The 23,516-nt window shown below is 70.0% G+C and carries 19 protein-coding genes, 1 tRNA gene and 1 pseudogene; 16 read left to right on the forward strand and 5 right to left on the reverse strand.

The genetic code is table 11. The features are described 5' to 3' along the window. The coding region (locus KBI5_RS16355) for a group II intron maturase-specific domain-containing protein (protein ID WP_277870109.1) at window positions 1-374 on the forward strand (374 nt) is incomplete at its 5' end. 84 nt (window positions 375-458) lie between these two features. Here the strand turns inward: KBI5_RS16355 and KBI5_RS16360 are convergent. Then, window positions 459-1,013, reverse strand: coding sequence for a flavodoxin family protein (locus KBI5_RS16360; RefSeq protein WP_085015741.1), 555 nt, complete (start codon window positions 1,011-1,013; stop codon window positions 459-461). Between the two features lie 500 nt (window positions 1,014-1,513). Here KBI5_RS16360 and KBI5_RS16365 point away from each other — a divergent pair, with 500 nt between their 5' ends. From KBI5_RS16365 to KBI5_RS16395, 7 genes and pseudogenes are all read left to right on the forward strand, one after another. Continuing rightward, window positions 1,514-2,332: an SAM-dependent methyltransferase gene (locus tag KBI5_RS16365; protein ID WP_035730986.1), complete on the forward strand. Its 819-nt coding sequence runs from the start codon at window positions 1,514-1,516 to the stop codon at window positions 2,330-2,332. A 199-nt stretch (window positions 2,333-2,531) separates the two neighbouring features. Next, window positions 2,532-4,709, forward strand: coding sequence for an EAL domain-containing protein (locus tag KBI5_RS16370; RefSeq protein ID WP_085015742.1), 2,178 nt, complete (start codon window positions 2,532-2,534; stop codon window positions 4,707-4,709). A gap of 560 nt (window positions 4,710-5,269) precedes the next feature. Continuing rightward, the gene (locus tag KBI5_RS16380; RefSeq protein WP_085015731.1) at window positions 5,270-6,106 is read left to right on the forward strand and encodes a GvpL/GvpF family gas vesicle protein; all 837 of its coding nucleotides are present in this window, start codon (window positions 5,270-5,272) and stop codon (window positions 6,104-6,106) included. Between the two features lie 179 nt (window positions 6,107-6,285). Further along, window positions 6,286-6,717: a gas vesicle structural protein GvpA gene (locus KBI5_RS16385; protein WP_011435457.1), complete on the forward strand. Its 432-nt coding sequence runs from the start codon at window positions 6,286-6,288 to the stop codon at window positions 6,715-6,717. Window positions 6,718-6,722: 5 nt separating this feature from the next. Continuing rightward, the gene (locus tag KBI5_RS16390; protein WP_085015732.1) at window positions 6,723-7,541 is read left to right on the forward strand and encodes a GvpL/GvpF family gas vesicle protein; all 819 of its coding nucleotides are present in this window, start codon (window positions 6,723-6,725) and stop codon (window positions 7,539-7,541) included. Then, a pseudogene (locus tag KBI5_RS27960) lies at window positions 7,541-7,630 on the forward strand (cyclase); the annotation flags it as partial. The gene KBI5_RS16390 and the pseudogene KBI5_RS27960, both read left to right, overlap by 1 nt. Before the next feature lie 13 nt (window positions 7,631-7,643). Beyond that, a complete protein-coding gene (locus tag KBI5_RS16395; RefSeq protein ID WP_011435459.1) occupies window positions 7,644-8,189 on the forward strand; it encodes a hypothetical protein in 546 nt (181 codons plus the stop codon). On the opposite strand, the gene KBI5_RS27965 is transcribed toward KBI5_RS16395, so the two are convergent. Then, window positions 8,144-8,668, reverse strand: coding sequence for an arsenate reductase ArsC (locus tag KBI5_RS27965; protein WP_347272513.1), 525 nt, complete (start codon window positions 8,666-8,668; stop codon window positions 8,144-8,146). The two genes, KBI5_RS16395 and KBI5_RS27965, sit on opposite strands and share 46 nt — an antisense overlap. A gap of 641 nt (window positions 8,669-9,309) precedes the next feature. Next, window positions 9,310-10,518 carry an acyl-CoA dehydrogenase family protein gene (locus KBI5_RS16405; RefSeq protein WP_023841286.1) on the reverse strand — a complete coding sequence of 403 codons (1,209 nt, stop codon included), beginning with the start codon at window positions 10,516-10,518 and terminating at the stop codon, window positions 9,310-9,312. 374 nt (window positions 10,519-10,892) lie between these two features. On the opposite strand from KBI5_RS16405, the gene KBI5_RS16410 reads away from it, so the two are divergent. From KBI5_RS16410 to KBI5_RS27975, 6 genes are all read left to right on the forward strand, one after another. After that, a complete protein-coding gene (locus KBI5_RS16410; RefSeq protein WP_241882960.1) occupies window positions 10,893-12,461 on the forward strand; it encodes an alkaline phosphatase D family protein in 1,569 nt (522 codons plus the stop codon). Between the two features lie 232 nt (window positions 12,462-12,693). Further along, window positions 12,694-14,097, forward strand: a complete 1,404-nt coding sequence (locus tag KBI5_RS16420; protein WP_157902530.1) for an SUMF1/EgtB/PvdO family nonheme iron enzyme — start codon at window positions 12,694-12,696, stop codon at window positions 14,095-14,097. 2 nt (window positions 14,098-14,099) lie between these two features. Beyond that, window positions 14,100-14,372 (forward strand): hypothetical protein, encoded by a 273-nt coding sequence (locus tag KBI5_RS16425; RefSeq protein ID WP_011435464.1) that lies wholly within the window; start codon window positions 14,100-14,102, stop codon window positions 14,370-14,372. 23 nt (window positions 14,373-14,395) lie between these two features. Continuing rightward, window positions 14,396-15,589 carry a hypothetical protein gene (locus KBI5_RS16430; protein ID WP_085015736.1) on the forward strand — a complete coding sequence of 398 codons (1,194 nt, stop codon included), beginning with the start codon at window positions 14,396-14,398 and terminating at the stop codon, window positions 15,587-15,589. 273 nt (window positions 15,590-15,862) lie between these two features. Further along, window positions 15,863-16,918, forward strand: a complete 1,056-nt coding sequence (locus KBI5_RS16435) for a transcriptional regulator (protein WP_085015737.1) — start codon at window positions 15,863-15,865, stop codon at window positions 16,916-16,918. Between the two features lie 342 nt (window positions 16,919-17,260). Further along, window positions 17,261-17,467, forward strand: a complete 207-nt coding sequence (locus tag KBI5_RS27975; protein WP_232235288.1) for a hypothetical protein — start codon at window positions 17,261-17,263, stop codon at window positions 17,465-17,467. A 26-nt stretch (window positions 17,468-17,493) separates the two neighbouring features. Here KBI5_RS27975 and KBI5_RS16445 read toward each other — a convergent pair. Then, window positions 17,494-17,566: transfer RNA gene (locus KBI5_RS16445), tRNA-Lys, on the reverse strand. A gap of 643 nt (window positions 17,567-18,209) precedes the next feature. Here KBI5_RS16445 and KBI5_RS16450 point away from each other — a divergent pair. Next, on the forward strand, window positions 18,210-22,073 hold the full coding sequence (locus KBI5_RS16450; RefSeq protein ID WP_347272514.1) for an ABC transporter ATP-binding protein: 3,864 nt from the start codon (window positions 18,210-18,212) through the stop codon (window positions 22,071-22,073). A gap of 144 nt (window positions 22,074-22,217) precedes the next feature. Further along, window positions 22,218-22,532, forward strand: coding sequence for a hypothetical protein (locus tag KBI5_RS16455; RefSeq protein ID WP_011435485.1), 315 nt, complete (start codon window positions 22,218-22,220; stop codon window positions 22,530-22,532). A 106-nt stretch (window positions 22,533-22,638) separates the two neighbouring features. On the opposite strand, the gene KBI5_RS16460 is transcribed toward KBI5_RS16455, so the two are convergent. Further along, on the reverse strand, window positions 22,639-23,376 hold the full coding sequence (locus KBI5_RS16460; RefSeq protein WP_011435486.1) for an SGNH hydrolase domain-containing protein: 738 nt from the start codon (window positions 23,374-23,376) through the stop codon (window positions 22,639-22,641). Window positions 23,377-23,516 lie beyond the last annotated feature (140 nt).

Here is a 23,516-nt window from a genome sequence, read left to right on the forward strand (position 1 = left end):
CCCGCAAGGCACGCAGCAGGCACGGGAAGTTCTTCACGAACTTCCTGCCCGCGATCAGCAAGGAAGCCCAGAAGAAGGTCAGCGGGCAGGTCCGCCGATGGCGGCTACACCTGCGGACCGGCCACACCCTCGACGAGCTGGCACGAAAGATCAACCCGAYCGTGCGCGGCTGGGCGCAGTACTACGGGGCGTTCTACCRCTCCGCGCTGCTTCCCCTCCTACAGCGCATCAACGCCTACCTGGTGCGTTGGCTCCRCAAGAAGTACAAACGGCTGAGACCGTTCCATAAGGCCCTGGCCTGCTGGCAACGCATCACCCGCCAACGCCCCGGGCTCTTCGCCCACTGGGCATGGACGTCCAACGCCTGGCGATGAGGATGACAAGAGCGGAGTGACGGGAGACTGTCACGCTCCGTTCTGTTGGAGCCCAGGGGTGCAATTCCCCTGGGCCACCCGACCTCAGGAAAGCGCGTTACCCTTCGCCGAGGCAGGGACCATCCATCCGAGGCTTTCGGCCCAGCGGCGGGCACGTTCGGGTTCRCCGGCCACCAGGGGGCCCGGCGGGCCGTCGACGTAGAAGCTCCGTGKACGGTCGAGGAGGGAGAAGCCGAGACGGTGCAGGCACCTTGCCGCACCGGCCGCGGCCGAACCCGCGGGACGGGGGTGACGGACCTTCGTGTCGAACGTGGCCGCTCCGGTGAGCGGCGTCCCCTCGGGCGACCCACTCGGTTGCCTGGGCAGTGCCTCGAGCCACTCCCGGATCCCGATCCCCGGCGACACGACATTGCCCTCGGTCCGCCTGGTGGCGTCGTGCCGGGTCTCGGGCCGACTCATCTCGAACGCATGGGTGGGCCCGCCGACGATGAGGAGCCTGACATCGTCGTTCAGGGCCGGGTCCGCGGTGCCGACCTCTACGAGTCCGACGTCCAACCACGTCGACAGGCCGATCGCGACGGCGTCCGCGATCACCCTGGTGTTGCCGAACATCGATTCATACACGACGAGGGCGCGCATCTCGTCCCACTCCTCACCCGGAACCTTGTACCGGAGCCTCGTACGGTCCCGGCCGAGGGCGACGCCCGAATACCCGCGCTGTCCCGGCCGCCGTCGGTCTGTCGGCTGCCGCCGCGAGCTCCGGTCCTCCCGGTTCTTTCGGTTCTTCCGGTTCTTGCGGCCGTAGGGGTCTCCTCGGCCGTCGCGGGCGTCGACCCTCGATCCAGGTTCCAGACCAGTGTCATCCGTGGACGGCCACGCAGGGCAGGGTAGGACGGTCTGGTCAAACCGGACATTCGGCACGGTCGGCGGCTTCCCCATGGGCCGCCGCCGGAGGTCGGTCCGCGCCGCCGGGAGGCCCGGGCGGGAGGTATGGCGGGCGTGCGGTGAAACGAGCGAACGCGGTGTGGAGGGTGCTGGTCTCCGTAGCGACACCGGCCGGTGTGGTGACGAAGGTAGCGATGGTAGACAATCTCCTCACCGTACGTCGTCTAGCGGGTCGCACAGGAGAATAGATGATCATGGAGGAGTTGCCCGAGTGGGCCGCGGGGATCGATGTCAATCGCCCGAGCGCCGCACGGATGTACGACTACGCGCTCGGCGGATCGCACAATTTCGCGGTGGACCGGGAGGCGACGCGCGCCGCCATCGAGATCCTCCCGGACGCCCTGCTGATCGCCAGATCGAACCGGTTGTTCCTGCACCGGGCGGTGCGCTTCCTCGCTGCCGAGGCCGGGATCACACAGTTTCTGGATCTCGGCTCCGGGGTGCCGACGGTCGGTAACGTCCATGAGATCGCCGAAGGGGTGAATCCGGAGGCCCGGGTCGTCTATGTCGACATCGACCCGGTCGCCGTCATCCACTCCCGGATGCTGCTGGCCGACAATCCGCGGGCCACGGTGCTCCAGGCGGATGTTCGGCAGCCCGCGTCGATCCTCGGCTCCAGCGCGGTGGCCGAGCTGCTCGATCTTTCTCAACCGATCGCCGTGCTCATGGTGACGGTTCTGCATTTCGTCCCCGACAGCGATGACCCGGCTGGCGTCATCGATTCCTTCCGGGAGGCGACGGCGCCGGGCAGCTACCTGGCCATCTCGCATGTGATCGCGGACGAGCGGGCCGTAGGGATCAACCAGGCCGGCAAGGTCTACGACGAGACCCCTACCGGGGTGACCCCGCGTTCCCGTGCGGAGATCGCCGGTCTGCTCCGCGGATACGAGCTCGTTGACCCGGGCCTGGTCTACCTGCCGGCCTGGCGCCCGGACGCGGCGAGCATGGGCGCCGATCCCCTCGCGGACAACCCGGTGCGTTCCACGATACTTGCCGCGGTCGGGCGCCGGTAGCTCGCCGTTCCCGCCTGTTCCTGACTGTTCTTGGTTTTTATGATTTTTCTTGGCTATCTTTACTTTTTTAATTTTTTATTGGTTTTTCTCCGGCTTCCGGCGCTTTTCCGGCCAGCGGCCGAGGTTTTGTCACAGGGCGGGTCAGGCCCAAGGTTTGTCATGGTCCGGCAAGAAATGCGTGCGATGAGGAGTGCGTGCGGTGAGGTCCCTGCCCCAGACAGCCCGCCAGCAGGGCGTCGCGCGCTTCGCCCAGGCCTGGGCCCGAGAGATCCTCGGCGCCAGCTATCCGGCGATCGGCCTGATCGACGTCGAGCAGCGGTTACGGGCGTTGAGCGACCGGCTCGTCGACGCCCTGCTCGCCGAACCGTTCACGGCCGACCCTGCGGCCGCGGTCGGGGCTGCCGTCGTCGAGTACACCTTCGGCGCCGCGGACGCGTTGGCCGGAACCATCGAGATCTGTGGCACCAGATTGCTCACCGACCTACGACTCGGGACGGCCGACGGGTACGGCGCCCGGCTGGCGGCGTTGCAGGGCGGGCTGGCCCAGGGATACGCCCATGCGCTGCGGGAGCGGATCCTCGCCGGGCAGGACTCGATCCATCGCGCGGCTCTGCACGCGAGCGATGCCCGCTTCCGGATGATCTTCACCGGCTCCGCGATCGGAATCCTGATCAATGATGGAGGCGGACGGATCATCGACGCCAACGACGCTTTTCTGYGGATGCTCGGAGTCGGCCCGGGTCAGGTGCAGGGCAGGTCAATCGACGAGTTCGCGCATCCCGAGGACGCGAGGGAGCTCCGGGAGGCCTATGCCGCCCAGCGGACCGCCGGACCGGAGCACATCCGGATGGAGTGGCGGTTCACCGGGATCGGCGGGTCGGTGGTGTGGGCCGAGCTGACCACGTCGTGTCTGCGCGACGACGACGGGCGGTGCCGTGCGCAGCTCTCCATGATCGTGGATGTGACTGACCGGCATCTGTTGCAGAACCAGCTGCGCCGCCAGGCGCGGCACGACCCGCTCACCGGCCTGCCGAACCGGACGGTACTCATCGAACGGGTCCACGAACTGATGGCCACGGGACCGGAACGTCGCATCGGGCTGTGCTTCATCGATCTGGACGGATTCAAGATGGTGAACGACAGCCTCGGCCACGACGTCGGCGACCGGTTGCTCGTCGCCGTCACGGACCGGCTGCGTCGGGTGCTGTCCCCGGAGCAGCTCCTGGTCAGGATGGGTGGTGACGAGTTCGTGATCCTTGTCGCCGACACAGCCGGCACGGCGGACGCCGTCGCCGTCGCCGAGACCGTGCTGGCGGCGCTGGCGAGCCCGCTGCGGGTGGGTGACCACGCGCTGTCCATCGGAGCGAGCATCGGCATCGTCGAACGGCCCGTCGCCGGCGGGGACTACACCGATCTGCTACGGGCCGCCGACATCACGCTCTACCGGGCGAAGGCGGAGGGGAAGGGTCGCTGGGCCCTGTTCGAGGCGGAGCGAGGCGCCCGGCAGGTGACCCGGCACACTCTGTCGACCATGCTGCCCCGCGCCCTCGAACAGGACCAGTTCGTCGTCGAGTACCAGCCGATCATCGCCCTCGGCGACGGTGCGGGTGCCAGGATGGCCGCCGGGGCGATGGTCGGGGTGGAGGCGCTGGTCCGCTGGCGGCATCCTGGCCTCGGTCTGCTGCCCCCCGATCTGTTTATCGGGATGGCGGAGGAGACCGGGCAGATCGTGCCCCTCGGCCGGCGCGTGCTGGAGCTCGCCTGTCGGCAGGCGCGGCAGTGGCAGGAGTGTCATCCGCACGCCCTGTTCGTCAGCGTCAACCTGGCCGCCCGGCAGACCCGCGAGGCCGGCCTGGTGGAACAGGTCCGACGCATTCTCGACGAGACTGGKCTTTCCCCGGACCTGCTCCAGCTGGAACTTACCGAGAGCGCCTTCATGGGCACGGCCGACGAGCCGCTGCGGGTCCTGCGCGGGCTCGCCGAGATGGGCGTGCGGATCGCTATCGACGACTTCGGCACCGGTTATTCCAACCTCGCCTACCTGCGTCGGCTGCCGGTGCACACGCTCAAGCTCGCCGGACCGTTCGTCGAGGGCTTCCACTCGGCGCGGGACGCCGACCCGGGGGATGAGGAGATCGTGCAGACGCTGGTCACGTTGGCCCACACCCTGCGCCTGACGGTGACCGCCGAGGGCGTCGAGACCCCGATGCAGGCCGAGCGGTTGCGCGCGGCCGCCTGCGACAGCGCGCAGGGCTTTCTCTTCGCGCCGCCGCTGACGGCTGAGGAGATCACCCAGAGGATCCTCACCCGGTCCGCTGGCTCGGACCGAACATCTTCGAGCCCCACGCAGGCAGCGCGGGCGGCATGGGCGCGCTGATCCCGTAGGACGCGCTGACCTCTCCACCCCCAGTGGACCCTCGGCCTGGATGGCCTTGGCTCCTCCGGGCGGGGGCTCCTCCGGGGCGGGGCGCCGGTCGGTGATCTGCGGTCGGCACCCGTCATACGCTGGGAGTTTGGAGTCGGTAGTCCCGGGAATGGGCGGCGTGTCGATGTCTTCGACGCCTCGGTCCTCCCTGTCCTGGAGGCGGGGCGGACGGGGGCCGCGCACCGGCCCTGAGCCCAGACACCATGAGTCCAGAAACCATGAGCCCAGACGAGGACGGGACCGCCCGTCGCCGGGCGGGCCGAGGATCATCCTGAGCGGATCGCCGACCGTCCCGCGCAGATCGTGAATCGTGCCGGGGAGGGTGTGGAGGAGCCCAGGGACCGGGCTGCCGGCCGTTTCACCGGCCGCGCCACCGGAGGGGCGACGGGCCGGGATCCGGCGGACGCGGTCGAGCGGCTCTTCGGCGGGGCCGGCAGGCCTGGCTGGCGCAGGGGGATCRGCCTTGACCGGGCATCGGCCGTCGAGGGACGCGACACGAGGGAGTAGCGGCCATGAGCACGACGGCCGGGGCTGAGGATCTCACGGCCCTCGCCCGGCGACTCGCGCCCGAGGTCGTCGAGGAGGCCGTTCGAGAGGCCCGCGAACTCGCCCGACATCAGATCGTCGAGTGCCTCGCCCGTGAGATCACCCGGGTGGCGATGGAGGGCATCAGGCCGGCCGTGACCTCGCCTCGGGACCTTCCTCCCGTTCCGGTCTCGCAGTCGGGGTCGGTTCCGGAGTCGGAGTCCGTCTCGGAGTCCGTTCCGGAGTCCGTTCCGGAGTCGACTGTCGCAACTGTGGGCGTGGTCGGGCCTGGCATCCGGCCGTCCTCGCGCGTGTCCCGGACCGACCGCGGTCTTTACGTATACGGCATCATCCCCGCGGTGAGCGACACCGCCGGAATCGATGGGCTGGGCGCCGACACCGAGGTGGACGCGATCGCGCGGGATGACGCCCGTCGGCACACCGGTCGGCCGGGGCGGATGTTCGACTGCGCGTACCTCGTGCCGCGTTCGGAGGAGGATGCGTTCCTCACCACGGCGACCGCGCTGACGCGGGAGCTGGACGCGGCGGGGTGCCCCGCCGAGGCGACGGGTCCCTGGCCGCCCTACTCGTTTGTCCATATCACGCTGGGTGGTTACCAGCATCTGGGCGGCACCTTCGACGGTCACGAGGACTCGCCCGGCGGTGGAGCGCCGGTGGTTGACCGGGTGCGCACCACTGACCGGGTGCGCGCCGCCGATCGGGTTCCGGACGCCGATCGGGTCCCGGGTCCTGTCGGAAGGACGGCATGGTGCTGTCGGAGGACGGCATGGTGCTGTCGGAGGACGGCATGGTGGCGGCGATGACTGAGCTCGGCGAGGTGCTGGTTCCCCGGGGGGGCCATGCCGGGACGGGGCGCTGTGCGGGGGCAGGGTGCTTCGGTGGGCCGGGGGAGACGGGATCGCCCCGACCCCCCCGGCGTGTCGAGGGCCCGCTCCGCCTCCTCCGCGGACGAAGAACGATGGAAGAAGGCGAGGACAGCGCCATGACCGTCTCCAGCCAGTCCATGAACCGGGCTCCGAAGCCCAGCAGCCTGGCCGATGTCCTCGACGTCGTGCTCGACAGGGGAATCGTCATCGACGCCTACGCGCGGGTCGCGCTGGTCGGCATCGAGGTCCTCACGGCCGACGCCCGGGTCGTCATCGCGACCGTGGACACCTACCTCCGGTTCGCCGAGGCGGTGAACCGGCTGGACCTCGCGCCCAAGGAGCAGGTCCCGGGCCTGCCCGGACTCATGCATGAGGTCACCGACGGCACCGCGAGGCAGAAGTCGAAGGGGGCGCTCGAAGGATTGAAGGATACCGCCGAGGAGGCGGTGGGCTCGCTGCGTGGCGGATCGTCCGAGGAGCACGCCCGGCGGGATCTGCCGGCCGGGCGCAGCGCGCCGGGCGACCGCCGCAGCGGCCGAGAGGGATGATCGCCATGTCTGTCATCATTTATGGCATCACGCGGTCCGGGCATCCGGCGCCGATGCCACCGCCGCCCGGCATCGGACACCCTCCGGGGCAGGTGCACCTGGTGCGGTTCGGGCCGTTGGCGGCGGCGGTCAGCGTCACCGCGGATGTCGGGATTCTGGGCGAGTCCGAGGCCGTGCGTCATCTGGATATCCTGCAGCGACTTCTCGCCGGAGGCCCCGTGCTGCCGCTGCGGTTCGGGACCGTCGCCCCCGACGAGGCTGCCGTATGCCGTGAGGTCCTCGCCCCGCTCGCCGACGAGATGCCCGATCGGCTCGATGCGCTCGAAGGGCTGGTGGAGCTGCATCTCGACGTGGAGGAGGACGAGCGGTCCGCCCTCACCGAGGTACTGCCGGGCAGCCCGTTCGTCGGGGTCACGCCGTCCGCGGATCTCGACGCGCGGATCAGGCTGGGCCAGCAGGTGGCCGACCTGGTCATCGCCCGCCGGCAGCGCCAGGCCGATGCGATCCTCGACCTGCTGCGTCCGCTGGCGCTGTCCGACCGGCCACGGCGCCCGCACGGCGGCGCGGATGACCCGGTGCTCAGCTGGGCGTTTCTGCTGCGCGATGCCGCCGTGGATGCGTTCGACGCCGCCGTCGCCGATCTCCGTCGCGCCTGTCCGTACTTCACGATCGAATACGTCGGCCCACTTCCCGCCATCGACTTCGCCGAGGACCCCACGGGTCCGCCCGGAGCCGGTGACACGGCGGACGCCGACGCCTTCGGGGGGACCGGCAGATGGGGTTGGAGCTYGGACTCCGACATCTGGGAAGGGAATGATCAATGAAGGGCTCCACCAGGGGCGCCGTCACTTTTCATCCGCTCGCTGACGGCCTCACCCGGATCCTGCCGACCATGGAATACTGTCCCAGCGGGTAGTGTCGGCATCATGGTCGCGGGACGCCTGGTCGGGATCTATACCACGCCGATCCGGGGTACCCGGATGCGGGCCCGTGAGGCCGTTCGAATGATCGAGGGTCACGGTCTCGAAGGCGACCGCTACGCCACCGGCACCGGGACCTACTCCGCGCGCGGTGGCGCCGGTCGCGCCGTCACGCTGATCGAGCGTGAGGTCATCGCCGCCGTGGCCGCGGATGCCGGGGTGGCTCTGGCCGAGTGGGAGACCAGGCGAAACCTGGTGACGGAGGGCGTCGCGCTGCTCGACCTCGTCGGGCGGACCTTCCGCATCGACGACGTTGTCCTGCTCGGTGTCCGGCCCTGCCCACCGTGCTCCTACCTCGAACAGCTCACCCGCCCCGGGGTCTGGAGCGCGCTACGCGACCGAGGTGGCCTGCGCGCAGACGTCGTGCGTGGCGGCACCGTCCCGATCGGCGCGACGATCATCATCCCGCACCGGGAGGCCGAGCCCGTCGACGCGGTCGTGCCGGATCACGCGGTCGCGTCGGGTGCGCCCGCCCCGACCGGTGGAGGATAGCGCCACGCATCCGGGTCAGTACCGCCAGGCGGGATCCCGGTGTAACCGGGCTGGTTCTTCAGCAGCCCGACGCGGGCGGCCACGCCGAGACTGTAGACCAGTGCCCGGACGCGGGCGTCGATCTCGTCGCGGATCGACCGGATCTCCTCGAGCGTGCACTCCGCCGGATCATCCAGTTTCCAGGTGAGGTAGCGCGTGTCGGGGTAGCTGGGAACGGCGTCGCCGCATCCCATGTTGATGACGACGATGGAGTCGCGGACCATCTCGTTGGTTAGTCGCTTCGGGGACTCCCGGGACAGGTCGATGCCTACCTCGGCCATGACGGTGACGACTCCCGGGTGGATGGCCGGGGCCGGGGCGGTGCCGGCGGATCGGGCGCGGAACAGGCCACGACCATGTCGGTCGAGCAGGGYGGCGCCTATCTGAGAACGGCCCGCGTTGTGGACGCAGACGAACAGCACTTCGGGCGGACGAGCCACGAACGCTCCTGGTCGGCCGTGCTGGAACGGTGGGATAACGGGTTGCCGGGGTTGCGGCGGAATGTATTTTCTTCGGATCTGGATGCCAGGTCGCGATGTCAGGAACTTGTTTGAATGTTGATGTTTTCGCGGGCTTCCGTTGCAACGGATGTTGGGTATGTCTCGATGGGGTATCGTCGAACACGGTTTCGCCGGGTGCGGCATCGCGGACCGTGATTTCATGGACCGAATATTCGCCRACTACGAGTCTTGCCGGCGCGACCATTGCCGACCGTAAACGCCGCCGGTCATTGTCAACAACATTTTGATAACACTGATGTAATCGTTCGCGTCGGCCGTGGGTTGCCAGTGGCATACTCCCACGGGTGCCACCGGGTGCTCCCCACGGGGGTGACGAAGTCCCGGCGTCGCCCTGATCACTTCTGGTGGGCGAGGCTCTGGCGGCAGCCGGGAAGATCGCTGAGATGCCGAAGCCGGTGGCGGTGATGGTCACCGAGGCGGTCGACCGTGYCTTCGAGGCGACCCTCGCCAACGCCTGACGGCACTCGGGCGACCAGGCAGACCTTCGCCGCGATGGCACTCGTCAGACCGTCCCCGGGGGCTCGGGGCTCGGGGGTAGGGACTCGGGGCATCGGACGGGGTCAGCGCCGCATCAGCAACGAGCCGCCCAGGAGATACGACCCGACCATCTCGAAGTTCGTCGGCGCCAGGGTGATGTGCGCGACCACGGTGTGGATGTCGCGGAAGCAGCGGTCGAGCCGGCCTGCCGCGCCCAGGGCCCTGGTGCCGGCCAGGCCGTGCAGGGTGTCCACGGCCTTCAGGGTGTTTTCGCCGGCGGCGGTGGCGGCGAGCCGGATCAGGGCGCTGAGCTTCTCCCCGCCGATGAGGCGGGCACTCGCGTGGCCGGCCGCATCGTCGAGCAGCAGTTCACCCGCCCTGACCAGGGCCGCGGCGCGGGCGAGGCCGGCCTGAACGGTATGGCTGGACGCCAATGTCTCCGTCCCGCGGGCAGGAACCGCGCTGACCGCCAGCCCCGGGAAGGCGCTCAGCGCGTCCTGGGCGATGCCGAGCGCCGTTGACGCGGTCGTGAACGGGCCGAAGTCGTAGTACGCGATGGGGTAGCCGCGCGAGGGCCGGGCCGCGGGCAGCCGGCGCAGCAGCCCGCCGTCGACGGTGTGCTCCTCGGGGACGAAGAGGTCGTCGACAGTGAAGCTGACGCTCCCGGTGCCGCGCAGCCCTATCGTGAACCAGTCGTCGGTGAAACGGACGGCATCCCGCGGAACGAACATCATCCGGGTTGTGGGCGGGGCCGGGGCCGACGAGTTCGCCTTACTTCCCGCGGCTACCTCGCCGGCCGCGCTGGTTTCGGTGACGAGTGAGGCGCACACCAGCCAGTCGGCGTGGGTGGAGCCGCTGGCGAAGGACCACCGACCGCGTACCCGGTAACCGCCGGGGACGGCCTCGGCGTGGCCCGACGGGTTGATCCCACCGACGACGAGACCATCGCTCTCCCGGAACATCCGGCCGGCCGTCTGCTCCGGGAGGTAGTCCGACATCCGGCCGATGACGCCCTGGACCCCCATCTGCCAGGCGACGGAGGCGTCGATCCGGGCGAGCGCCTGGAGCACCGCGGAACCGGTCCGGACACTCACCCCGCCGCCGCCGAAGGCCGGGGAGACCCACATCCGGTGGATGTTCTGCTCACGCAGGGCGTCGATGACGTCGGGCGGCGTCATTCTCTCCTGTTCGGCCTGTTCACGGTGCTGGACCAGGACTGGGGCGACTTTCTCGACCCGGGCGAGCCAGTGCCTGGTCTCGTCGTCGGGGTGGGCGGGGCCTGGCCAGAACATGTCACGCATCCACTCTGATCAACCGCCTGATCTGCGGAGACATCGTCCGTCCCTTTCTCGTCGAGGGAGGTAAAGGCTGGTCACCGACGGCAAAGCTCCGACTGAAGCCGCATCTACGGATAGATCATAGCAATTTCTACGTAGATACGGATCGCGAAAGCGCTAAGGGGCCGTGAGAGCGGCCCAGATTACCAGGGTTTCCCTGGCTCTGCGGCTCTGCGGCAGGCGGTGCGGGACGCCACGCACAGTTCACTTTTTCGCTTCCGAAACGGGGGCCGACGGCTGCCCGGAACCTGCACTGTGATGGTCGACGTCGGGGGACTGCGGCCATACGGACAGTGACAGGAGGGCCGGGCGAGATGGCAGAGGAACGCATGCCGAACCGACGGGATGTGCTGGCCCGAGCGACGGTGGCGTCCCTGGCGGCCGCCGCCGGCACCGCCGGGGGGGTTCCGGCGGCGGCCGCGGCCGCGGACCGGGCCCCGGGCCAGGTGCGGGGTGGCCGGCCCACGTTTACCTCCGGCGTGCAGTCCGGCGATGTCACCGCGGACAGCGCGGTGGTGTGGGCACGGGCCGATCGGCAGGCGGTGCTCGCGGTCGACGTGGCAGCCACCGAGACGTTCACCGCAGCCCGGCGGGTCGGCGTCGTCCGGGTGGACGCGGCGACCGACTTCACCGCCTCGGTGCCGGTCCGCGGCCTGCCTGCCGGCGAGGAGGTGTTCTACCGGGTCCGCCTCGCCTCGGCGGATGACCCGGCGCTCGTCGGCGAGACGTCGATCGGCCGGTTCCGGACCGCCCCCGGGCGTGCTGGCGACGTCTCGTTCGTCTGGTCTGGTGACATCTGCGGCCAGGGGTGGGGTATCAACCCCGATCTCGGCGGGATGCGGATCTTCGAGACGATGCGCCGGCTGAACCCGGACTTCGCGATCTGCTCCGGGGACACCGTGTACGCGGACGGGCCGATCCTCCCGACGGTTCCGCTCGCGGACGGCTCGGTGTGGCGCAACCTCGTCGTCCCGGAGAAGTCCAAGGTCGCCGAGACCCTCGCGGAGTACCGCGGCAACTACCGGTACAATCTGCTCGACGCAAACCTGCTCGCGTTCAACCGCGAGGTGCCGTGGGTGTTCCAGTGGGACGACCACGAGACGCTCAACAACTGGTATCCCGGTGAGATTCTCGACGACTCCCGGTACAGCGAGAAACGGGTGGACGTCCTCGCGGCGCGCTCGCGGCAGGCGTTCCTGGAGTACACCCCGTTCATTCCCGGTCGGGCCGACCCGGGCGGGAGGATCTACCGCAGGATCTCCTACGGCCCGCTGCTCGATGTCTTCGTCCTGGACATGCGCTCGTTCAAGAACCCGAATCCCGACGCCCAGGAGGATCCCGCCGGCGTGGCGATACTCGGCCGCCACCAGAGCGAGTGGCTGCTGGCCGGGCTCGCCGCCAGCCGCGCCACCTGGAAGGTGGTCGCCGCCGATCTCCCGCTCGGGCTGCTGGTGCCGGACAACCCGAGCGGCGTGGAGGCGGTGGCGCAGGGCCGGCCGGGTGCCCCGCTGGGGCGCGAGGTGGAAATTGCGGACCTCCTCGCCGGCCTCCGCCGGCACCGGGTCCGCAATGTGGTCTGGGTGACTGCTGACGTCCATTACACGGCGGCACACCACTACCACCCGGACCGGGCTGCCTTCACCGATTTCGACCCGTTCTGGGAGTTCGTCTCCGGGCCGTTGAACGCCGGCACGTTCGGCCCGAACAYGCTCGATCCCACCTTCGGCCCCGAGGCTGTTTTCGTGAAGGCCCCTCCGGCGGGTCAGTCCAACCTGCCGCCCTCGGCCGGTCTGCAGTTCTTCGGCCRCGTGCACCTCGATCCCGGTGGCGGGCTCACCGTGGAGCTGCGGGACTCCGGCGGTGCGGTGCTCTGGTCGACCACGCTCGCCGTCGTCTGACCGGTCACCGCCTCCTGACCGGTCACCGCCTCCTGACCGGTCACCGCYCCGGATTGACGGGTCCTGCGCCAACCATGCCGTTTGCGGGCGGGTACCGGTTCGTGAGCGTGGAACCCGGCGAGGAGGCGACGGGCGTGGGTGACATTCTGGTCGGGACGGCTTCCTGGACGGACCCGACGCTGCTGAGGTCCGGATGGTACCCACCGGAGGTCACCAGCGCCGGTGCCGGCCRGTGCGGATCTACGTGGAATTCCGTAACCACTACTCGTTCCTCGCCGACTCGCCCGAGGTCCGCCGGCTGCTGAACAGCTCGTCGCTGATCTCGGAGCAGCTCGTCCAGCAGCTGCACGCGAACGGCGTCGATCCGCTGGAGCTTCCGCAGTTCAGCGTGGTCCGACCCGGTGACCTGAAGCTGYACGCGGACGAGCGGGTCTACTCGGTCTCGCCGTTGGAACTGCGGCTCGCTCAGCAGACCGGCCAGCTCGCGCGGGGGCCCGCCGTGGATGCGGCCAGGCACCTCGCGGACCTGGTGCCGGCCCGCATCGGGCAGGTCCTGAACACCGCCGGGCTCGCTGATCTCCAGCCCAGGCTGGAGAGTTACTTCGGCCCGGCGTTCCTGGCCGATCAGGCGGTGTTCACTCTGGCGGACATCTGCACCCACGTCGGCATCGAATGCTTCGCCGAGGGACGGGTCACGCTGGAGACGTTACTGCTCGCGCCCCTGTTCCGTCCGGCCGGCGCCGGCACGGTGGCGTTGGTGCACACCGTTTTCCAGGAGTATTTCGCCGCGCGCTACCTGCGGACCGCGGCCGGACGGGAGGCCGCGGGCAGCAACGCCGAACCGATTCTGACCGAGCAGGTCCGGGAGTTCCTCGTCCACCTCGGCGCCGAGACGATCCCCGCGCCCCCGCGGACGCTGCCGGCAGCGACGTACCTGGTCGGGCCGAGCCACCGCCTCCTTCTTCGAAAGATCGAGAAGCCGGTGCTGTTCGACGAGTTCMCCGTGACGGTCGGGCAGTACAAGGCGTTCCTCGCCGCGGTCGCCGAGCAGGGCTGCGCGCAGTGGGATCATCCGGACACTCCGCCAGGCCACAGCCACGAACCATGGCAGGAACGCTTGCGCAACCCGGAGTACTTCACCGATCCGGTGTACGATAACTACCCGGCGAACTGCGTCAACTGGTGGAGTGCCTACGCCTTCGCCCGCTTCGAGGGCAAGCGGCTGCCGACCTGCGTCGAGTGGGAGGCCGCCGCCCGGGGCACGGATGGCCGGCTGTTCCCCTGGGGAGACGGCGTCGACCTGGCCGCGGTCAACTGCGCCGACGCGTGGAGCGGCCGGCCGTTGGTGACCTACGAGGTCTGGAAGCAGGAGATCGACGGCGGCCGGTTGCGGGACTGCGCCCCGACCCCGGTGACCGATCATGCGGCGAACCTGTCCCCGTTCGGGGTGCACGGCATGTCCGGCAACGTGTGGGAATGGACCGAGACCGTGTTCGACGGGATCAACTCCGCGGTGATCTGCGGCGGCTCCTACGACAACCCGTACCGGGCGGTGCAGACTTCGTCGAAGGCCCTGTACCTACGTCGGGGCAGCAGTAACGCCGTCGGGTTCCGCTGCGTGCGGGAGGTCGCGTGACCATGACCGGCGAGCCGGACAGCGGGCAGCGGTTCGGCCGGATCGTCGACCGCCAGCCGCTGGGCAGCGGACCCCACCGGGTCACCGCCACCTACCTGGTTCGCGACGACGAGACCGGCGAGATCCACGGCTTCGACTACAGCGACATCGTCACCGAAGGATTCCGCACGATCATCGTCGGGGAGCGTGTGCGTTTCGAGGTCGACCCGTCCACCGGCCGAGCTCACTTCGTGATCAGACTGGACCTTCCGGAGGTCGACGAATTCTACCGGTAGACCAGCCGGGACGGCATTCCTTCGTGGTCGTCTGTCCCGCCTTCCTCACCGGCACCCCGGACTGGCCGGAAGGTCCGCTGCCGTTACGCCACAAGGAAATCGAAGCGACCACCGCCGCACGCAGCACCTATTTCAGCGCCGCCTGCGCACGCATCCTCTACGGCACGCCTGACCGGCCGAGTCGCTGGCAGCGCACCGCACCCACCGGCGAGACGGACAGCCCGATCTTCGGGACGGAGATCCTCCTACCCGACCCGGACCGGCCGGATCGCGCCTTCGTCATCGTCCATGTCCATATCCAGGCCGGCGGGTCCGAGCTCCTCGACGTCCTGCGCGCCGTCGCCGGCCGGCGCGGCAGTGCGACCCCACCCCCCGACCTCGGCTCGGCGCTGCCCACCTGGGCCCGCCTGGCGCCGTCGGCCCGAAGGTTCACAATCGCCTTCCTGACCTTCCCCACCCTTCCCGAAGCCGACCCGCCGCGACCCGTTGACGCCGCCCGAATCGACTCTTGGTCGACCGCGGACACCTGGCTGTGGCATCTCGCATCYCGTACCGCCAACGCCGACTACCCGCCGGATCCCGACCACGCCGACCAGCTCCTCGACGGACGAGTGATTCTCTCCGCAGACTGGCGCGGGCTCGTCACCCGGGACGGCRCCGCCTTTCTCGGTCTACGCCCCGACGACGGCGCCGACGATGCGTTCTTCGGCTTCGCCCAGCTCTACGCCCACACCACCTACCTCGACGCGGTCCTGATCGGCATGATCCAGAACGTGGCCATCACCGAGATGATCGCCGAGGCGGCCCGCGCGTTCGAAGCCCAGGACCTTACCCGTCATCTTGCTCGTCTCGAAGAACGGGCCGCGCGATTCCGCAACATCTACTGGCTCCGGGACGCCAGCGCCCACGGCCCGGCGAACGACATCCTCACCGCCTATCAGGCACAGCACCATCTGCCCGAGCGGTTCGACGCCGTGCTCACCGAGATCGTCGACCTGAACCGGATCGCCCAGACCCAGGAGGGGCAGCAGGTCGGCGCGGCGCTCGGCGTCATCACCGTCGTCGGCCTGCCCTTCGGCGCCGCCTTCGCGGTACTCCAGGTCCTYGGCGTGAACTCGGCGCGAGACCTCCTCATCGGCGTGCTCGCCGCGCTCGCCGGTTCCGGCGCCCTGCTCCTCACCCGGTTCGGCCGGCTCCTGCTCCGTTCTCTCCGGTAACCGGAGTAACGGGCTCCCGAAGCCGAGCGGAACCTCGGCCACGCCCCGGAAAGGGACGCTCCGTCGCCAGCGCACCGGGATGGCGGCGGAGTTTGATACTGCGGCCGCACAGTTGACTGGACGGCCACGGCAGACGCCACAGCAGACATTGAACGGTGCGAAGCCAGTCGAAGTTTTCGACAATCCGCTGGCAGGGCATGTGTCGCCATGACCACTTGATTCCGCCCCAATCTCGCGCGAAGGGGTAGCGCGACAACGGGGAATGACCCGACAGTGGAACCAGCGGAGGAGGTGAGTCCGACGAGCCCGACGAACCGACGCACTCTCATCGGCGGCAGCATGGCAGCAGCCGGCCTGTTCGCCACCGCGGACACCTCGGCGGCGATCTCCGACCGCATCGCCGAACCGGCTGTGGCTCCTCGCACCCTCCGCGAGATCGAACGGGACGTGCACGACATCGCCGCGGCCTATACCGCCACACCCGCGGGCCTGCTGGTGCCCCGGGTCGAAACGGGCTGGCTCGCCGTAGAACGGCTCCTCGACGGCCGGGTCCGCGGCCGGACCCGCACCACCCTGGACACCCGCGCAGGCCAGTACGCGCTCTACCTCGCGTTGACCGCTAACGACCTCGGCCACACCCAGGCAGCCGACACCTACCTCGACCTCGCCGGCCAGCACGCAGACGAGGCCGGGGATCGGCTCCTCGCGGACTGCGTCGCCGTGCTCGACAGTTCGTTCGCGTTCTTCCGTAACCAGCCGCACCGCGCCCAAGCCGTCGCCGCCGAACGGCGCCAGGACGCCCACCCCTACGCCCACCCCTACGCCCGGCCCATGCTCGGCGCCTGCGAGTCCCGCGCCGCGGCCCGTGCGGGCGATCCGGCGGCAGCCCGCCACGCCCTCGACGACATGTGGGCAAACCTGTGGACCGGTGGCCCTCTGCCCGGAACGGTCGCCGTTGACGAGGATCAAGCCCTCGCCCAGAGCGCGGCGATCCTCTCTCAACTCGCCGATCCCGCGAGCGAGGAGCACGCCCGGCGCGCTATCGCGGCCTACGCGGATTCCGGGCGTGCCGGGAACCTCGGGGGGTCATACAACGCCCTCGCACGCAGCTACCTACGCCGACCCGAGCCGGACCCCGAACGGGCCGCCGATGCCGCACGCTCCGCGCTGGCCGCTGTCGGGGAACAGCGAACGAGTTGGGTTGTCGACGTCGCCGGGCAGATGTGGCGGCAGATGGACGCCCGCTGGCCCGCCCTGCCCGCAGTCCACGACCTGGGGGTACTCGTCCAGGCCGCCGAACGGCCCGCACTTCCTCCAACCGCCACCTGAGCCGTATCCGAACATCCGTTCGTACGAGGCGCACAATGGGCGGGTGCGTCTCACCGTCGATCGTGACTCCTTGGCCAGCCTCGTCCCCTGGGCCGCCAGAATCCTCCCCGGCCGGGCAACCACCCAGCTCCAGGTCCTCGCCAGGCTCTTCCTCGAAGCGGGCGAGCATGCGCTGAAGGTCAGCGCCTACGACTACGAGGTGGCAGCCCGCGCCGCCGCGGGGCGGGCGCGGCCCTCACCCTCGACGGCCCGCTTCCCTTCGAGCTCCTGCCCGGTGACGAGCTCGGCCGGGATCTGCTGTCCCGGCGGCGGTTACACGATCTGCGGCACAGCTCGGCCTCGATCCAGCTCGCTGAGGGGGTCGACATCACGCTCGTCTCGAAACGCCACGGGCACAGCTCTACCCGGATCACGGGGGATCTGTACGCCCATCTGTTGCGGTCGACGGGCCGGGCCGCAGCGGAGGCAATCGCGAATGCAGTTCCCCGCGCCCACGTGCCGCCCACAACGATCAAGGAGCATTCCGGGGATAGGGAGAGAAATGCTTAGCTGCAGGTCAGGGGCCTGCGTACGGGTGCGCCGCCAGGGACTTGAACCCCGAACCCGCGGATTAAGAGTCCGCTGCTCTGCCAATTGAGCTAGCGGCGCGTTGCCTCCGCGTCCCCGCGGCGACATGCAGAACTCTACCAGGCGCTGGAGACGAGTGGCCGGGGGGTGCGGGCGCGGCGCTCGGTACCGGCGGCCACCTTGGAGATCGCCGATGGCGGGGGCTCCGGGGTCCCTGTGTGTCCTCCGGGGCTGATCTTGCTCGGGACCTTGCTCGCTCGGGACCTTGCTCGGGACCCGCGGCTTCCTGTGGTCTCGGCTCGGAGCCGTGACGGGCATCAGCGGGGTTCCRGGAATGTTTCGCTGATAGACATGACGTGGCCGACGCCGCGGGCCTGCCGGACGTACGGTCAGGCTGGGACACCGCGGTGAGGCTGGGACGCGGCGGCTTTGGCGTCTCGTCCCAGCCTTCGCGTCCGATCCGGACCGGCGTCACGCGGGTACCGAATCGGACCTGACGACCTGGAGGCCCACCGCGAGCTCCGAAGCATCGTCCGCTGACACGGCCCGTCCCTCGCACGGACCGCCGGATCGGCCGGACCCCAGTCCGCATCCGGCTCCGGCTCCCGTCGAGCGATCGCAGTTGCCCAGCCCACGCCCACGGCCCCAACCAGCCGAGGAGCCTGCCGCGCCCGGGCCGGAGAAAGCCGAGGAGGCCGGGCCGGAGAAACCGGCGGCCGGCTGGCTGCGCAGGATTCTCCGCGAGATCCTCGTGTACCGCCGCAACGCCGCCTTGGCCTTCGGCGCCGCGCTGCTCGGCACGCTCGTCACGGCCGCCGTCCCGTTGGTCGAGCGGCAGGTCATCGACAACGTCGTAGTCACGCACCGCCACTCTCTCGCACCCTACGTCGCCATTCTGCTCGGGGCCGGGGTCGTCGTCTTCGCCGCCGCGTTCGTCCGACGCTACGTCGGTGGTCGGCTCTCCCTCGACGTCCAGTACGACCTGCGCGACGCCGTCTTCAGCGCCATCGAGCGCCTCGACGGGGCCCGGCAGGACCAGCTCCAGACCGGGCAGGTGGTGAGCCGGGCGATCTCGGACGTCACCGTGGTCCAGGGTCTGCTGTCCTACCTGCCGATGATGAGCGGCAACCTGGTGCTCTTCGTCGTGTCCCTTGTGGTGATGGCCTGGCTGTCCCCGCTGCTCACTGTCATCGCGCTCGCGCTGGGGCCGGCGCTGTTCATCGTCGGCTACAGCGCCCGACGCACGGTCTTCCCGGCGACCTGGGCGGCGCAGCAGCAGGCTGGCGAGGTTGCCGGAGCGGTCGAAGAGGCCGTCGCCGGCGTCCGGGTGGTGAAGGGGTTCGGACAGGAGGCCCGCGAGCTGGACCGGCTGGCGGTGGACGCCCGGTGGCTGTTCGCGCTTCGGATGCGTGCGGTGCGCATCACCAGCAGGTTCGGTGCGGCGATGCAGGCCGTTCCCGCGCTCGGCCAGGTCGCGGTGCTGGCGCTCGGCGGCTGGCTGGCGCTGACGGACCGGATCACCCTCGGTACCTTCCTCGCGTTCAGCACCTATCTCGGCGCCCTGATCGGGCCGACGCGGACCCTCGCCGGTCTGCTCACCGTGGGCCAGCAGGCCAAGGCCAGCACGATACGCATCTTCGAGATCATCGATTCGCAGCCGGCGATCACGGACCGGCCGGACGCCGTGCGCCTTGGCCGGATCCGCGGGCTGGTCGACCTGGACAGTGTCACGTTCGGCTACGCTCCGTCTCGCCCCGTGCTGCGGGACGTGAGCCTGCGGATCGAACCGGGGGAGACGGTCGCCCTCGTCGGCACGTCCGGTTCGGGTAAGTCGACGGTCGCGATGCTGCTGCCGCGGTTCTACGACCCCCAGGCCGGGACGGTCCGCCTTGACGGTGTGGACATCCGCACGGTGACACTGTCGTCGCTGCGGGCGCAGATCGGGGTCGTCTTCGAGGACAGTTTCCTGTTCTCCGACACGGTGCGCGCGAACATCGCCTACGGCCGGCCGGGTGCCACGGACGACCAGATCATCGCGGCCGCGCGGGCGGCGCAGGCGGACGTCTTCATCCGCGGCCTGCCCGACGGCTATGACACCGTCGTGGGAGAACAGGGCCTGACCCTCTCCGGCGGCCAGCGCCAGCGCGTCGCGCTCGCCCGCGCGCTACTCACCGATCCCCGCGTCCTGCTCCTCGACGACGCGACCTCGGCCGTGGACGCCCGGATCGAGGCCGAGATCCATGACACGCTTCGGACGATCATGCGTGGCCGCACCACTCTGCTCATCGCGCACCGGCGCTCCACCCTGCGCCTTGCCGACCGGATCGCCGTGCTCGACGCCGGCCGGATCGTCGACGTCGGGACCGAGGCCGAACTGACGGCCCGATGTCCTCTGTTCCGCCATCTGCTCGCCGGCCCCGGCGAGGGCCTTCCCGACCAGCTCTCGTCCCCGTCCCCGTCTCCCGACCCCGGCCTTTCTTGCCTGTCCAGAGGGATAAATCAGACGCAAAAGGCTCTGGATAGGCAAGGAAGTAGGCAAGGGAAAGGAAGTAGGCAAGGGAAAAGAAAGGGAAATGTTCTCCGGGGTGGTGCTACCCGGGGTGGTCTCGGCCGGGGGCTCGGCGGCGGGGGCCCCTTCGGTGACATGCCGGCGACCCCCGACCTGCTCGCCCGGGTCGACACCCTGCCCCCGGCGCTCGACGAGCCGCGGGTCGACCAGGCTGCGGCGGCCGCCCCCGACCCGGCATTCTCGCTGCACCGGCTGCTGGCCGTGGTCCGCTGGCCGCTCATCCTGGGCCTGCTGCTGGTGGCGGCAGACGCCGTCGCGGGTCTCGCCCTGCCAGCGTTGGTGCGGCATGCCGTCGACGCCGGCGTGAGCGTCGGGGCACGTGACGTCCTGTTCGCCACCGCCGGTGTCGCGCTGGCGGTGGTGCTGGTCAACTGGGCGGTGCAGGTGTGGCAGACCCGTGTCACGGGCCGGATGGGGGAACGGCTGCTCTACATCCTGCGGGTGAAGACCTTTGCGCAGCTGCAGCGCCTCGGGCTCGACTACTACGAGCGCGAGCTCGCCGGCCGGATCATGACCCGGATGACGACCGACGTCGACGCCCTGTCGACCTTCCTGCAGACCGGCCTGACCACCGCCATCGTCAGCCTGCTGTCCTTCTTCGGCGTCCTGGTGGCGTTGATCGTGCTGGACGCCGAGCTCGCCCTGGTCGTCGTCGCCGTACTGCCGATCCTGATCGTGGTGACGGTGGTGTTCCGGCGTCGCTCCTCCGCCGCCTACACCGAGTCCCGGGAACGGGTCAGCGCCGTCAACGCATCGCTGCAGGAGAACCTGACCGGGCTGCGCATCGCCCAGGCGTTCGGCCGGGAAGCGGTCAACCAGGCGAGGTTCCGCGAGCTCGCGGACAGCTACCGCCGCTCGCGGCTGCGGGCACAACGGATGATCGCTCTCTACTTCCCGTTCGTCGAGTTCCTCTCCCGGATCGCGGGTGCTCTCGTGCTGGGAATCGGCGCCCACCTGGCCGTCGGCGGATCCCTGTCGCCGGGAGCACTACTCGCGTTCCTGCTCTACGTGGACCTCTTCTTCGCGCCGGTGCAGCAACTGTCCCAGGTGTTCGACGGTTATCAGCAGGCCCGGGTCGGTCTGCGCCGGCTTTCCGAGCTGCTGCGGACTCCGACCTCGACGCCGTCGGCCGAGTACCCGCGACCGGTCGGACGGCTGGCCGGCGAGGTGGTCCTGGACGGCGTCCGGTTCGCCTACGTGGGAGGCACTGCCGCGCGGACGGAGAACGCGGGGCCGGCGGGAAACGCGGGGCCGGCGGGAAACGCCGTGAACGGGGTGAGCCTGCGCATCGCCCCGGGGGAGACAGTCGCCCTGGTCGGGGAGACCGGCGCGGGCAAGTCCACGGTGGTGAAGCTGATCGCCCGGTTCTACGACGTGACCGAGGGCGCGGTGCGGGTGGACGGTGTTGACGTGCGCGACTTCGACCTGCCCGCCTACCGGCGACGGCTCGGCGTCGTTCCGCAGGAGCCGTTCTTGTTCTCCGGCACGGTCCGGGACGCCATCGCCTACGCTCGGCCGGATGCCTCCGACGCCGAGGTCGTGGCGGCGGCGCGGGCGGTCGGCGCCCACGCGTTCATCACCCGCCTGGCCGACGGCTACGATCATCTGGTCGGCGAACGCGGCCGGGGACTGTCCGCCGGCCAGCGTCAGCTCCTGGCGCTCGCCCGCGCGGAGCTCGCCGACCCGGACATCCTGCTGTTCGACGAGGCGACCGCGGCGCTCGACCTCGCGACGGAGGCTGCGGTCACGGCAGCCTCGGAGGCGGTGGCCACCCGGCGGACCACGATCATCGTCGCCCATCGGCTCACCACGGCGGCCAGGGCCGACCGGGTGGTCGTGATGGCGGACGGCCGGGTGGTCGAGCAGGGGCCGCACGCCGAGCTGGTGCACGCCGGCGGCCCGTATTCCCGCCTGTGGGCCGCCTTCACCGCGGAGTCGGTCACGCCCGCGGAGTCCGTCACGCCCGTGGATCTCAGCCCGACCGCGGACAGCGGTGCTGACCGGCGAGCGGCTGGCTGACCGGCGAGGGCGACCTCATTCCGTAATGTCATGGTTCGCCCTCAAGTCTGAGGGGATGCCCTCACGGGGCGACGAGCGAGCCCGCCCGCCGCCCCGATCGACCGAGCGGTCACCCGGGGCCGGCGGCGATCAGAGGAGGGGATCATGAAGGCGAACGGTCTGTTGATGGAGATCGCCTGGCCACGGCTGCCCAGCGGAATCGCCACACCAGGTGAACTCGCCGACCGGCTGGACGCCGACCTGCGGGACCGCGCCAGGGTCGCCGCGTTCGACGAGCACGGTCTGTGGGTCCGGGTCCACCAGCCGCACCAGGTCGAGGCGCTCGCTGCCGAACTCGCCTATAAGCTCTCCCAGGTTGGCGCGCCCGATCAGACGTTCCTCTCCTGGCACGACGAGCTGGGTGATCATCGTCGTTCGCTGAGCGGCCGTCGGATCGGGATGCACCGCAAGGTCGCCTGAACATTCCGGCGAATTCTCGACGAGGTCCCGGGAAGCCCGGGAAGCCTAGAAGATGGTGGATCGGCCCGGTCAGCCCTCGGTCAGCCCCCGATCGGTCGGCTGGCGGTCAGCCCGCGGCCGGCTGGAGGGTCTCCCGAGCGATCGCGGTGCCGAAGCGGACGGCGCCAGGGGACGGGACCGGGCAGGCTGTCATCGGCTTCTGGGGCAACGGACAGAAGTGGACCCCGTCGGGGCTGCGGACCGTGACGACCCCGCCGGGCTCGCAGGTCTCGCCCGCGGCACAGGGCATCGTCGAGGTGAACCGGCCGTCCATGGTCAGGACCCGACCCGCGGGGACCACCCGGGTACGTTCGTGCTCCGCGGCGATCTGGCGCCACAGGCGGTCCAACGGGGTCATCCCGGCCTCGTCGACCGTCTGGTCACGCCGTGGCGGCGCATCCACGAGGACGACTTCGATGCCCTGATTCGTCAGCATCGTGACGGCCTTCGTCACGTCCTCCCGGTAGGCCGTCACCAGGTCACGACCCTGCATACAGGGCGTCACCTGGTTGCCGGAGAACACCAGAACCGCGGTGGTCGGCCGCCAACGCCGCGCCTGGTCGCGGATGTCCATGAGCCAGTCGCAGGGAGCCGTGCCACCCCAGGTGCGCACCAGCACGGCGGTCCCGCCGTCCGCGCGGGCCGCCTCGTCGAAGGCGTCACCCGCCTCCCAGGCGAGCGAGTCGCCCCACAACGCCACCCGTGGCCTGTCGTCGGAGGTCCTGTTCACCACCAGGGCACCCCCGACCAGGACGATCGCGACGACGAACAGCCAGCCGATCGGTCCCCGCCGTCCGATCCGCACGGTCCGCCCCTTCCTGCCCCGCCGCGCCGGCCGGTATCACCGGATCCCCGATCACGTCCGACCCTGCCCGGCTGCCCACCACCTCATCGTGCTTCCTGCCCGGCGCTGTTCTGGTGACGGGTGTGCCGTCCCCACGAGCG

This window comes from Frankia sp. KB5, assembly GCF_002099325.1.
GTDB lineage: Bacteria > Actinomycetota > Actinomycetes > Frankiales > Frankiaceae > Frankia > Frankia casuarinae.